General features: G+C 45.3%; 11 protein-coding genes. 9 read left to right on the forward strand and 2 right to left on the reverse strand.

The window, feature by feature from the left end; genetic code table 11:
• The first annotated feature begins 4 nt into the window (after positions 1-4).
• The 7 genes from LI015_RS03845 to guaA all read left to right on the forward strand — a co-directional run bounded on the left by LI015_RS03845 (position 5) and on the right by guaA (position 8838).
• Entirely contained in the window at positions 5-913 is a 909-nt protein-coding gene (locus LI015_RS03845; protein WP_002568536.1) for an ABC transporter permease, read from the forward strand.
• A 31-nt stretch (positions 914-944) separates the two neighbouring features.
• The gene (locus LI015_RS03850; RefSeq protein ID WP_002568535.1) at positions 945-1913 is read left to right on the forward strand and encodes an ABC transporter ATP-binding protein; all 969 of its coding nucleotides are present in this window, start codon (positions 945-947) and stop codon (positions 1911-1913) included.
• Between the two features lie 17 nt (positions 1914-1930).
• Entirely contained in the window at positions 1931-2905 is a 975-nt protein-coding gene (locus LI015_RS03855; protein WP_002568534.1) for an ABC transporter ATP-binding protein, read from the forward strand.
• Between the two features lie 91 nt (positions 2906-2996).
• The gene (locus tag LI015_RS03860; protein WP_002568533.1) at positions 2997-4601 is read left to right on the forward strand and encodes an ABC transporter substrate-binding protein; all 1605 of its coding nucleotides are present in this window, start codon (positions 2997-2999) and stop codon (positions 4599-4601) included.
• Positions 4602-4625: 24 nt separating this feature from the next.
• The gene (locus tag LI015_RS03865) at positions 4626-5387 is read left to right on the forward strand and encodes a creatininase family protein (RefSeq protein WP_002568532.1); all 762 of its coding nucleotides are present in this window, start codon (positions 4626-4628) and stop codon (positions 5385-5387) included.
• Positions 5388-5677: 290 nt separating this feature from the next.
• Positions 5678-6769 (forward strand): M42 family metallopeptidase, encoded by a 1092-nt coding sequence (locus tag LI015_RS03870; protein ID WP_227124182.1) that lies wholly within the window; start codon positions 5678-5680, stop codon positions 6767-6769.
• 527 nt (positions 6770-7296) lie between these two features.
• The gene (gene guaA / locus LI015_RS03875; RefSeq protein WP_002568530.1) at positions 7297-8838 is read left to right on the forward strand and encodes a glutamine-hydrolyzing GMP synthase; all 1542 of its coding nucleotides are present in this window, start codon (positions 7297-7299) and stop codon (positions 8836-8838) included.
• Positions 8839-8917: 79 nt separating this feature from the next.
• Here the strand turns inward: guaA and LI015_RS03880 are convergent, their stop codons facing one another.
• Both LI015_RS03880 and LI015_RS03885 read right to left on the reverse strand, forming a co-directional pair.
• The gene (locus LI015_RS03880; RefSeq protein ID WP_227124183.1) at positions 8918-10981 is read right to left on the reverse strand and encodes a hypothetical protein; all 2064 of its coding nucleotides are present in this window, start codon (positions 10979-10981) and stop codon (positions 8918-8920) included.
• 58 nt (positions 10982-11039) lie between these two features.
• Entirely contained in the window at positions 11040-11558 is a 519-nt protein-coding gene (locus LI015_RS03885) for a helix-turn-helix domain-containing protein (protein ID WP_227124184.1), read from the reverse strand.
• Between the two features lie 344 nt (positions 11559-11902).
• Here LI015_RS03885 and LI015_RS03890 point away from each other — a divergent pair, with 344 nt between their 5' ends.
• A complete protein-coding gene (locus tag LI015_RS03890; protein WP_147594982.1) occupies positions 11903-12091 on the forward strand; it encodes a DNA-binding protein in 189 nt (62 codons plus the stop codon).
• 15 nt (positions 12092-12106) lie between these two features.
• Positions 12107-12826, forward strand: a complete 720-nt coding sequence (locus tag LI015_RS03895) for an Arm DNA-binding domain-containing protein (protein ID WP_227124185.1) — start codon at positions 12107-12109, stop codon at positions 12824-12826.
• Positions 12827-13806: the final 980 nt, after the last annotated feature.

The raw sequence follows: 13806 nt of genomic DNA on the forward strand, positions 1-13806 counted from the left end.
GTTCATGGGAAAGAAACATCTGATTGCCGCGGAAGCGGAAGGCGACCAGCGCTCCCTGTGGGGCGAGGCATGGCGCAGATTCAAAAAGAACCGGCTGGCCATGATTGGCATGTATTTTATCCTGGCACTGGTCATCATAGCAATAGCAACCATCATCATTGACGCGGTTACAGGCAAATCCATTTACCTGAATTACGTGGTAAAGCAGGATCTGAGGGGACGTCTGCAGGGACCAAGCCTGGCACACCCCTTTGGGCTGGATGAGTTCGGCAGGGACATGCTGCTGCGCATGCTTTGGGCGGTCCGGTACTCCCTGTTTATGGGAACCGTGGCCATCATCATTTCATGTATCTTCGGCGGTCTCCTGGGAGCTTTCGCAGGGTATTACGGCAAGACCGCTGACAATATCATCATGAGAATTATGGACATTCTTCTGGCTATCCCGTCCATGCTTCTGGCTATCGCCATCGTGGCGGCCCTGGGGACCAGCATCACCAATGTGCTGATTGCCATTGCCATCTCCTATGTGCCCACCTTTGCCAGAACGGTCCGGGCATCGGTGCTTACGGTGAAGGACCAGGAGTTTATTGAAGCGGCCCGCTCCATTGGGTGCAGCGACTGGCGCATCATCATCAAGTACGTGATTCCCAATTCCATGGCGCCCATTATCGTGCAGGTGACCCTGGGAATCGCAGGAGCCATCCTTTCCATCGCAGGACTTTCCTTCCTGGGACTCGGCATCCAGCCGCCCACCCCTGAGTGGGGCGCAATGCTGTCCAATGCCCGAAGCTATATCCGCGACGCATGGCATGTCACCATCATCCCGGGCATGGGAATCATGCTCACCATCCTGGCCCTTAACCTGGTGGGAGACGGACTGAGAGATGCCCTTGACCCGCGTTTGAAGAGCTGACGGATGAACACTAAGAAAGGACGAGTATGACATGGCAGATAAACCATTATTGGAAGTAAAAGATCTGGTCATCCACTATGAAACGGATGACGGAGTGGTAAAGGCGCTAAACGGCGTCAATATACATATCGGCGTGGGAGAGACCCTTGGACTGGTGGGAGAGACCGGTGCGGGAAAGACCACGCTGGCAAAAGGAATTATGAGGCTGATTCCCAATCCTCCGGGCAAGATTCTGGGCGGAGAGGTGATTTTTGAGGGACAGGACCTGTTGAAGCTTTCCACCAATGGAATGGAGGCCATTCGCGGCAGGGACATTTCCATGATATTCCAGGATCCTATGACCTCCCTGAACCCGGTGCTCACGGTAGGCGAGCAGATCATGGAGGTAATCGAGAACCACAACACCAGCCTGTCCAGGCAGGAGGCCAGAAAATGGGCTGAAAACATGCTGGAAAGGGTGGGAATCCCGGCAGAGCGTTTTGGAGAGTATCCCCACCAGTTTTCAGGCGGTATGAAGCAAAGGGTGGTCATTGCAATCGCCCTGGCCTGCAACCCCAAGCTGCTCATTGCGGATGAGCCCACCACGGCTCTGGACGTTACCATACAGGCCCAGGTGCTGGAGATGATATACAAACTTAAATCTGAAAATAACACATCCATGATCCTCATTACCCACGACCTGGGGGTGGTTGCCCAGAACTGTGATTACGTGGCAATCATCTATGCGGGGGAAGTGGTGGAATACGGAACCCTGCGGGAAATATACAAGGACACAAAACATCCGTACACGGAGGGACTCTTTGGTTCCATTCCCAGCCTGACAAGCGATGTGAAGCGGCTTCAGGCCATTGACGGCATGATGCCCGACCCCACCAAGCTGCCTGAGGGCTGCGTTTTCTGCGAGAGGTGCAAGTATGCGGTTCCTGAATGTTCCAAGACCCATCCCGGGATGGTGACTGTAGGCGGAACCCACCAGGTCCGCTGCATCCGCTACCGCTAAGAAAAGGAGATTGACATATGCAGGAACAGAAAACAGAGATATTACGTGTGGAACATCTGAAAAAATATTTTACAACCCCCAAGGGCACTCTCCATGCGGTGGACGATGTAAACTTTTCCATCCGTACCGGGGAGACACTGGGAGTGGTAGGGGAGTCCGGATGCGGAAAATCCACCATGGGAAGGGCTATCCTGAGGCTTCACGAACCCACAAGCGGCAAGGTTTATTTTGAGGGCAGGGATATCCTGGGCTACAACAAGAAGCAGCTAAAGGATTTGAGGAAGGATATGCAGATTATATTCCAGGACCCCTTTGCTTCCCTGAATCCCAGGATGACGGTCAGCGAGGCAATCATTGAACCGCTGCTGGTGCAGGGTATTTACAAGCCCAATGAAAAGGCCGCCATCACCCAGCAGGTGGAGAAGATCATGAACCTGGTGGGACTGGCCAAGCGTCTGGTAAACACATATCCCCATGAGCTGGACGGCGGCAGGCGCCAGAGAATCGGAATCGCCAGAGCGCTGGCGGTCAATCCAAAGTTCATTGTATGCGACGAGCCTGTATCGGCCCTGGACGTATCCATCCAGGCCCAGATCCTTAACCTGATGCAGGATCTGCAGGAGGAGCTGAACCTTACCTATATGTTTATTACACACGATTTGTCGGTGGTAAGGCACTTTTCCAATGACATCGTGGTCATGTATCTGGGACAGATGGTGGAGTCAGCACCTGCCAAGGCACTGTTTAAGAATCCCATGCATCCGTACACAAAGGCGCTGCTGTCAGCCATACCGGTTCCTGATCCGGACTTTAAGATGGAGCGCATTCCGCTAAAGGGCGAGCTCACATCGCCTATCAACCCGGAGCCGGGATGCAGGTTTGCAAAGCGCTGTCCTTATGCAACGGAAGGCTGTACCAGCAATGAAATGACTTTAAAGGAAATGGAGCCGGGGCACTTTGTGAGCTGCCGTATGGTTCAGGAGCAGGGTTAAATTCCGGAGAAATCCAGGGCAGGAGCCTGTGGTCCGGTATTTATAGAGAGCAATATTGACAGAGAGAAATGTAAGAAAGAGAGGAGCTAGTATGAGAAAAACATGGAAGAAAGTCATTGCATTATCCTTAGTGGCGGCAATGGCAGTAAGTGCAGCCGGCTGTTCCAAGTCCGGACAGACCTCCACGGAAGGCGGCAGCGCTCAGACAGAGGCAGGTTCCAAGGGAGCAGAGGCAGGAGGAAGCGCCGGTGGTTCAGGGGAGTACAAGGATACGCTGGTATGGGCGCAGGGAGCGGATGTTACTTCCTTAGATCCCCATCAGGGAAAGGAGACGCCGGCTGTAGAGGTTACGGACCAGATTTTCGACACGCTGACTGTTGTTGACGCTGCGACCGGAGAGCTGCAGCCCCAGATTGCAGAGAGCTGGGATCAGAATTCCGATACATCCTACACATTCCACATCCGCCAGGGCGTGAAATTCCACGATGGTTCTGAGGTGAAGGCAGAGGATGTAAAGTTCTCCCTGGACAGGGCCATTAATTCCGCCGCTGTTTCCTACATTGTTGACTTTATCGACAAGGTGGACGTGGTAGACGATTATACAGTTAATGTAGAGCTGAAGGCGCCTTATGCACCGGCTCTGAGAAACCTTTCCGTACCATTTGCAGCCATTGTTCCAAAAGCAGTGGTGGAGGCAGACGAGGAAGCCTTCAAGCTTCATCCAATCGGTACCGGCCCATATAAGTTTGTAGAGTGGAAGCAGGGCGATTCCGTTACCCTGGAGCGCTTTGACGATTACTATGCAGGACCGGCAGAGACACAGAAGCTGGTTATGAAGGTTATCCCTGAGGCATCCCAGAGAACCATCGCCCTGGAGACAGGAGAAGTGGACCTGGCTTACGACCTGCTTCCAAATGACCTGGAGAAGGTAAGGAGCAATTCCGACCTCCAGCTGTTTGAGGCTCCGTCCCTGACCTGCTACTACATTTCCATGAACATGAACAAGGCGCCATATGATGACCAGAAGGTAAGGGATGCCGTTAACTACGCCATTGACCGCCAGCTGATTATCGACACCATTGCCAGCGGCTCCGGAGAGCCGGCTGACGCCATCATTGCACCGGCCGTATTCGGATACTTCAGCCCTGGCGCTTATGAGTATGACCCTGAGAAGGCAAAATCCCTTCTGGCCGAGGCCGGATATCCAAACGGATTCGAGACCAGCATCTGGGTAAATGACAACCAGACACGTGTAGAGGTATGCCAGGCTGTACAGGCCATGCTTCAGGATGTGGGAATCACCTGCAACATCGAGGTAATGGAATTCGGCAGCTTTATTTCCAGGACTTCCGCAGGGGAGCATGACATGGGATACTTTGGCTGGGTGACCTCCACCACAGACGCAGACTACACCTACTATTCACTGGAACACTCCTCACAGCAGGGAGCAGCCGGAAACCGCAGCTTCATCGGAGATCCTGAGGTAGACAAGCTCATTGAGACAGGAAGGACCAGCGCAGATGAGTCCGTGAGACTGAAAGCATATGAGGACCTGGCTGTGAAGTTAAAAGAAGTGAACAACAACGCACCTATCTACTACAGCACCATCACCGCAGGCGCCAACGCCAAGGTGGAAGGTTTCGTGATGGATCCAATCGGCTACCACAAGCTGGAGCATGTAAAGGTTGCAAAATAAGAGAAGTAAAAGGAGAGATGCATCATGAGATTATCAAAGATTACATGGCCAACAGCGGAACGGTATTTTAAGGAAAATGACATGGTCATTCTTCCAATCGGCAGTACGGAGTGCCATGGACGCCATATGCCGCTGGGAACAGACACCCTGATACCTGACAAAATCCTGGATCTGATTGAGGAGAAAAATGACAACATCCTCATCGCGCCCATGATTCCCTACGGAGCATGCCAGTCACTGGCTGATTATCCGGGAACCATCAACATTGATTCCGACGTACTGTACCAGTATGTATACCAGATTGTGGACGGGCTGTACAAGCACGGCGCGCGGAAAATTCTGGTGCTCAACGGACACGGAGGGAATATCAAGACCATCGAGCGCATCGGCCTGGAATTTGACAAGAAGGGCGCCATGGTCGTGATGCTGAACTGGTGGCTGATGGCCTGGGATATGAAGCCTGAGTGGAAGGGCGGACACGGCGGCGGCGAGGAGACAGCTGGCATCATGGCAGTTGACCCCTCACTGGTAGATATGAGCAAGATTGACCTCCCTCTGGAAATGACCAATCTCACCGAAAACCTGGTGGCTACCGGCTTCCGTACCGTGCGCTTCAAGGGTGTTGAGATTGAAATTCTCAGGAACACACCAAAGGTGACAGACAATGGATGGATTGGACCGGATCATCCAAACACCGCCACCGTGGAGTGGGGCCAGGAGATGGTACAGACCACAGCCGACTATATTCTGGATTTGATTGAGGAGCTTAAGAAGGTTTCACTGTAAGGCTTTTCCTGCGGAGACAGGGGAGGTTGGACAGAGATAGGTGAGGCAAAAATAAGTGAGGCAGATTAAGTAAGGCAGAAATAAGTAAGGCAGAAATAAACAGAGCAGAATTAGTTAGGCAGAAATAAGTTAGGCAGAAATAAATAGAGCAGAAATCAATAAAGCAGAAATAAGTTTAGAAGAAATAAGTTAAGCAGAAATAAGTTAAGCAGATGCAGTGCCGCAGGCATGGTATGGCAGGAGCGGTACCATGTGATGCGGCACTTTGCGTCTCATACCTGGAGGAAATCATGGCAAACATAAAAGAAATCGAAGCGTTGACCAATGCCTTTGGTCCCAGTGGATTTGAGGACGAGGTCATCCGGGAAGTAAAGAACTGGTGCGGGGGTTTGGACGTGGCAAATGATGCTATGTACAATGTTTACGCCACCATGAAGAAGAAAAAGGCCGGGCGCCCCGTGCTCATGCTGGACGCCCATCTGGACGAGTGCGGATTCATGGTACAGTCCATACTGGAAAACGGACTTTTAAGTATTCTGATGCTGGGAGGATTCCATCTCACCAGCCTGCCCGCCCACTCTGTCATCGTAAGGACAAGGGACGGGAAAAAGCACAGGGGAATCACCACATCCAAACCAGTTCATTTTCTGACAGCGGCTCAGAAAAACGACAACTCCCTGGCAATCGAGGATATCCTGGTGGATGTGGGTGCCAGCAGCCGGGAGGAAGTGACGGAGGTCTATGGAATCCGCCCGGGCGACCCTATTATGCCGGATGTAAGCTTTGAGTATCATAAGGAAAATGGAATTCTGTACGGCAAGGCTTTTGACAACCGTCTGGGCTGTGTGAGCATTATTGACACCATGCAGGCGCTTCGGGATGAGGCGGACCAGCTGGCAGTGGAAGTGGTAGGCGCATTTGCGGCCCAGGAGGAAGTGGGTACCAGGGGGGCCACGGTGACGGCACAGCAGGTTCAGACTGATTTGGCCATTGTGTTTGAGGGATCACCGGCGGATGATTTCTATTTCCGTGCCGGTATTGCCCAGGGATGCTTAAGGAGCGGTGTGCAGATTCGCCACATGGACAACAGCTACATTTCCAACGTGGAATTCATACGTTTTGCCCAGGAGACAGGAGATAAGCTTGGAATCAAGTACCAGGACGCAGTGCGCCGGGGCGGCAGCACAAATGCCGGAAAAATCAGCCTCACGGGAAAGGCGGTCCCGGTACTGGTGTTAGGCATTCCGTCCAGGTATGTACACAGCCACTATAATTTCTGCGCGGAAGAAGACGTGGACGCCACTGTCAGAATGGCCGTGGAGGTAATACGCGGACTGGATGAGGAGAGGATTGCGAGGATTCTGCGGAAGGAAGTTATCTAATTAAAGGGTTTGCGGCAGAGCAGAAGATGGAGCGGAGCAGAAGATGAGGCAGTGCGGAAGATGGGGCGGAGGATGAGAGTCTGTTAAAAAGCTCCGATAAGGAGTTCCGGCAAAAAAATCTCGGCAAAAAATCATAATATAAATGCTCGTCAAATAGCCAGTAAAAAATTCTGAAAAAAGTGTCAAAATAGCTTGATATTTGTCGTTCTCTGCTTTATAATGTATTTATACGAAAGATAAAAAAGAGATTGTACTATTCTGTACAATCTCTTTCAATTTTATAGGGAATAAATATTTTTCGGTAAATTGGGTCAAGGTATATAATAAGGGCGGGTTTGGAAATGGTTTGTATCTGGTTAGACCTTTGGCACTGGCAGCAGCGGAAGCAGGCGAGTTACGCACAGCTTTCATCAGACAGGCTGCTTTAGGGTGTCGGATACAGGGTATTTTCAAACCCGTTCTGGGATACAGTTTTACTATAATTGTTTTGGTGGGAAAATCCGTAAAATAATGGAGGAACGAATCTCATGAACAGAGAGATGATTATTGTATTGGACTTTGGCGGCCAGTACAACCAGCTGATTGCACGCCGTGTCCGCGAATGCAGCGTATACTGTGAAGTGCATCCTTATGATATGAGCCTGGAGAAAATCAAGGAAATGAATCCAAAGGGAATCATTTTCACAGGCGGACCTGACGTTGTGTTTGAAGATGGGGCACCCCGCTGCTCAAAGGAGATATTTGAGCTGGGAATACCGGTTCTTGGAATCTGCTATGGTGCCCAGCTTATGAGCTACCTGCTGGATGGCGTTGTAAAGAAGGCTGTGGTCAGCGAATACGGACACACAGAAGTGGATGTGGATACTTCCTCCAAGCTGTTTGATGGCGTTTCTTCCAAGACCGTATGCTGGATGAGCCACGGCGTGTACATTGCAGAGGTGCCGGCGGGCTTCCGCATCACTGCACATACAGACTCCTGCCCGGTAGCCGGCATGGAGTGTCCGGAGAAGAATTTTTATGCGGTGCAGTTCCATCCTGAGGTGGTTCACACCAAGGAAGGCACCAGAATGCTCTCCAATTTTGTATATAATGTCTGCGGATGCTCCGGCGACTGGAAGATGGATTCCTTTGTGGATACCACCATCAAGGCTCTGAGGGAGAAGATTGGCAACGGTAAGGTGTTGTGCGCTCTGTCCGGCGGTGTGGATTCCTCTGTGGCTGCCGTCATGCTGTCCAAGGCCATTGGCAAACAGCTTACCTGCGTGTTCGTGGACCACGGTCTGCTGCGTAAGAATGAGGGAGACGAGGTAGAGGCTGTATTTGGACCAGAAGGTGCGTATGACCTGAACTTCATCCGTGTCAATGCCCAGGAACGTTTCTACGCCAGGCTGAAGGGCGTGGAAGAGCCTGAGGCAAAGCGTAAGATCATCGGCGAGGAGTTCATCCGTGTATTCGAGGAAGAGGCAAAGAAGATTGGCGCAGTGGATTACCTGGTACAGGGAACCATTTACCCGGATGTGATTGAGTCCGGCCTGGGTAAATCTGCTGTCATCAAGTCTCATCACAATGTGGGCGGACTGCCGGAGCATGTAGATTTTAAGGAACTGGTAGAGCCTTTAAGGCTGCTTTTCAAGGATGAGGTGAGAAAGGCCGGACTGGAGCTGGGTATACCTGAGTATCTGGTATTCAGACAGCCATTCCCGGGACCTGGTCTGGGCGTCAGGATTATCGGTGAGGTGACAGCTGATAAGGTCCGCATTGTACAGGACGCTGATGCGATTTACAGGGAAGAGATTGCAAAGGCCGGGGTGGACAAGAATCTGGGCCAGTATTTTGCAGCTCTGACTAATATGCGGTCTGTTGGCTGCATGGGCGATGAGAGAACCTATGATTATGCTGTTGCCCTGAGGGCTGTGCTTACATCTGATTTCATGACCGCGGAGTCAGCTCAGATTCCATGGGAAGTGCTGGGGAAGGTGACCAGCCGGATTGTGAATGAGGTTAAGGGGGTTAACCGGGTGCTGTATGATTGCACGGGGAAGCCGCCAGCTACGATTGAATTCGAATAGTAGACACGGAGCCGGGAAGCCGCTTAAACAGCGGACTTTCCGGCTCTTTGAGTGGGGCGTGATACCTGTTTTTACCAAATTAGTTATTACTAAAGAATTTAGATATCGCAGTTTCTTCAATATAATAATAGCGTTTATCTTTAGTTACATATGAAATATAACCTAAGGGCTTTAATTTTTTCATGGCATTTGTAATAGCTAAATGGTGTTTATCGATTTCTAAGGCTATTTCATGAGCTGATAAATGATTAGATTGGTTATTATATAATACTCTTAAAATATTGATATATAAATCTGGGAGACTTATTTTTTTCCATCCCTCTATTTTTTCCTTGAATAATTCTTCAAATTTATTTATAGAATAGACAGAATTTTCTTCTCCACATTTTAAGCAGCGGTTAAATCTTTTGACCATTTCATACTCTGAATTATCTTTGTATTCATAACCACATTTTTTACAAGTGGGTATTTCAATGTTACTAAGTACTTGAGGAATAAAATCTGTATAATCAAATTCATCATCTCTCCAGTAATCATATGCACGTCGAAATTCAGGCTTACCGTAGTCTATGCTATTTTCAAGACATAATCCATAATTTAGCCCAAAATAAGATACTTTTTTTCCGGGTTTACGACTACTGCCTTCATTGAATTTATTAACAATAAAATACAATTCTAAGGTCTGTAGGATATTTTCAATATCCTTATCCACAAAAAAATGCGAAGAAGGGAGCCAATACGTATTCCCAGCTTTATACTGTTTTAAAGTATCAATAAAAATTTGTTTCACATTCGCTTTTTTAGTATATTTATCTATTTGAGTTCTTTTAAATCTTTTGGCTATATTTATAAGTTGGTCCATTAAATTTTTTTGTGCTAATTGATTTAAAATTTCTTTGTCATCATAGAATGATTGTTTGAATCTTACATCGTTGTAAAAATCCGGCAATATATTATCTGTATAGTATTTTTTGGCAGCATTATTGATATTCGCTATAGTAATTGGCTCTCCTTGATTTATTGAACCTAAAAAACAATATGTTAGTATATAACCTAAACATCTAGGAATCCCAGCAGAAGCAAAAAACAAAATTTTTAAATATTCATTTAATTCTGTTTTTTCTGTATCAAATAGTTCATTTAAACTTATCTGATTGCTTGTATATACTTCTACCCGCTTTTGAATTGTCCGTTTTACATAGTCTATTGCTGATTCTTCAACTTTAGCGTAATTATTAGATGTTTTCTCAAATACATCGTAAAAATCTAATGAATAAGGAATTATTTTTGATGAATCAATGTTTCCTAAATAAATTCTATAAGGATATGCTGCTAATTTTATAATAAACATATCATTATATGAAGTTATAATTGGAGAAATCAACGAATCAATTACTAATTTTTGACTTTCATAATTAAGTTCACTAAAATCGTCTAAGAACAAATAAACTTTAGATATATGATGTCTTGCTAATATATCTTTCAATTTAGTTAATATTTTGTTGATTGAAAATACACGAATTTGCCTATTTTCGTGCTTGATTTCAGATTGTACTTTCTTATCTTTAGTTAAAGAGGCTTTTAAATCAAAATCTTTAGACTTATTAAAATTTAGCGAGATATTATTTTCATTTTCTGTACTTCTGGTAACTTGTCTATTTCGAAGAAAATCGGCATCAACATAATCACCATCTTGAATTGAATCAAATAATTTTTCAAGGTTTTTATCTGGAATAAGTTTTGTAATACTTTTTTTGATAGTAGATAAAATTTCATTAAAAAAATTATAATATATATTATAACGTGTTAGCTCTTCACAAGTATCTATGTTAGACACCCGTATTTCTTCATAACAAGATTGCAGATTTATATATACTGATAATTTACTCTTGTTCTGTCGTAAAATATTTTCTGCTTGCAGAAATACAGTGGATTTTCCAGTTCCTTTTCGTCCTTTAAATATTACATGATTTTCGTCTAATGCTTGTCTAAGGATGTAGTTGTTTTCAAATAGATCCACATAAAGTTGAGGAATCATATCTTTATTATCTTCATTTCTAATATCTGGTCTACCACTTTTAATTAATGATTTAAACGCTTCCTCAATACTATCCCTACACGCTAACAAATTTATGTCAGACATAATAAAGTCCTCCTTAGTATTTTCCTAGAACTACCTATATATTTTCGCATCAAATAACTTACGCACCCTTACAAGTGCTAGGCCAGTTCAATTTCCATTCCAAATATTCCTCTCTGGTAATCTCCCCAGCTTTCAACTCATTTTTCCTAACCAACCATTCCCGCATAAAATCGTCTACTACGCCGTATTTAAACCACAATCCCACAGGCGGGTGAGCAGGCCAGTCATCACTGTCATTATAACGCACAGCAGTATCGTCCGAAGCGTTACACTTCCCCGGATTCCTTACAAGCTGAAATAGGTTGATTGCGCCCGGATTATCTTCATCCAGCCAGAAGAAGGTCTGCATAATATCTTCCGCTGAACCGGATACCTCACTAATGAAATTCAACGAATTCACGTCTAAAACTTTTGCTATCTGCAACAATGTATCTTTTTTAGGCACTCGATAATTCGTTTCATATTGGGCTATCCGGTTATCGGCTCCTTTTTCATCAAAGCCTATTCCAACCCCTAACTCTTTTTGTGTCATGCCCCGGAAGTTACGGATAAACTTGATTTTTTCGCCTACTGTCATCTTCTATTCACCGCCTTTTCCCTTATTATAATGGATAATCTGAAAATAGTAAATAGAAATATTAACATTTTTGCGAAATAAATACTTGACATTAACATATAAGCGAATGTATAATGTAGATATAACATTAACAACAATGTTAATATAACTGAATGAGCTGTATCATCTGCCAACAGACTTCCGTCAAGACCCCGTAAGGGCGAGCGAAGAAAGACACTCCTGTAAATGGTGGGAATCTCGAAAAGGAGCAATCCCATAGCCGCATGAGCGGTTGAGGTCAGTTGAAACACTGGCAACAGACGATACAAACGGAAGCTGCAAATCAAAAGGAAGGAGATTTATTATTGAACAACACTTTATTTGTAACAGCCGGAGAAATTGCAGAAGAATTAGGCATTTCAAAACCATTTGCCTACAAACTGGTACGACAGATGAATGAAGAATTAGAAGCAAAAGGTTTTCTTACTATCGCAGGAAGGGTAAGCCGGAAGTATTACGAAGAAAAGTTTTATGGAATAACAAAAGCGAATTAGAAGGGAAGTGGTAGCATGGCAGCCTATAAAGACGAGAAGCGGGGAACGTGGTTCGTGTCGTTCCATTATAATGACTGGACTGGAAAGAATTGCAGAAAGGTCAAGAGGGGCTTTAAAACAAGGCGTGAGGCGGTGGAGTGGGAGCAGCATTTTCTGATGAAAGAAGGTTCAGATTTAGATATGACATTTTCTGAATTTGTAGCCGCTTACACCAGAGATATGCAGCCGAAGTTAAAACACAACACATGGCTCACGAAAGAACATATCGTTCGTACCAAATTACTTCCCTATTTTAAGGATAAGAAAATGCGGGATATTAAGCCAAAAGATATTATCCAGTGGCAGAATAAGCAGATTTCCTATCGTGATGAAAAAGGGAAAAAATATTTATATGATAAACGGGAAAAACCTTATGAACAGTTTATAAGTATGATATATACAATTATGGAAGATACTAAAAAATCTCAAAAAGAGAAGATGTCAGAAGATGAGATGATTCAAATGATTTCCGAATTTTCTAAAGGGCTTACATTATGGGGCTCAAATAGAGTAGTAAGAAAGTGGTTAAAATATAGGAAAAATTCCATTCAAGGAGGAACGGATAGTCTGTTGATACTTGAAGATATACTTTATGAAATGCGTAGGGATGTTGGGTTGAAAAAACGAATGAAAAAGGGTGATATGCTTTCGTTCTTCATAAACGATATAGATACTTTAATAAAAAAATCAAATTAGTTTTTAGGAAAAATTATAGAACGTGCATAAAAAATATGGTGTTAGTATCATGTAAAAAATCCGTCAAGGAATGATACTCCGTGATACCCGTATGATACCTGTTTCTCCCGGAACGATATATAAGCGGTATAATTTGAATAAAACAGGCACGAAAAGCCTTGAAAAAACACCATGTAATTAACAAATAAGTTAATGATTTAGGGGGGGATAGTAAACAGGGAGCCGGGAAGCCGCTTATTCGGGTTCCCGGGCTTTTTTATGCCTCCGTGACATTGCTGTGACATTATAACGCGTAGAGCCAGCCCATTGTATTGCTGGTTGAATTTTAGAATATAGGTTAGTATAATATGAATATGGTAGTATATTCGTATTAGGAAATTAGTTAAACAGCATTAAGATATAACAGAATTAAAGGTAGACACATATTTAGATGAAAATTAGATAGCACGACTTTACAAGTTTTTGTAAAAAAGATATCGCACAAGGCACTTTGTTGTATAATAAGTTTGCATACAAAATATACAAAGTAAAGTGACCCTGTATGACAAACTTATTCGGTTCCAACAGCTAATACTCTGTTTTGTTGGTGCTGTCCATGCTGGCTATAGGAAATTTGAAGATGTTTCCAAGCTGTTTGACCATGCAGCCCATAATGGCTCCAACTATCTCAATGGCCACTGCTTTGTAAGCCTGATGCTATACGTCCCTGTCCGGAATCATAAAAAAGTTGTTTTCCTTGCTGTACCTCTTGGATACTGGTTGTAGCAAAAATCGGAATCCAAACTGGAACTGGCAGCTTCAATGGCCCGTCAGGTCATGCCTGAATTTCAGGAAAAGAGAAATGTCATTATACTTTTCGAGAGCTGGTACATGAAAAAGAATCTGGTAGCCATCGTAGAGGAATATCAGAATCCGTCGTGTCCTCACAGACATCTTTGGTTCAAGGCAGATAATGGCTTATGTAACCGCAGCAGAAAAGG

This window comes from Enterocloster sp. 210928-DFI.2.20, from assembly GCF_020554465.1.
Lineage (GTDB): Bacteria > Bacillota > Clostridia > Lachnospirales > Lachnospiraceae > Enterocloster > Enterocloster bolteae.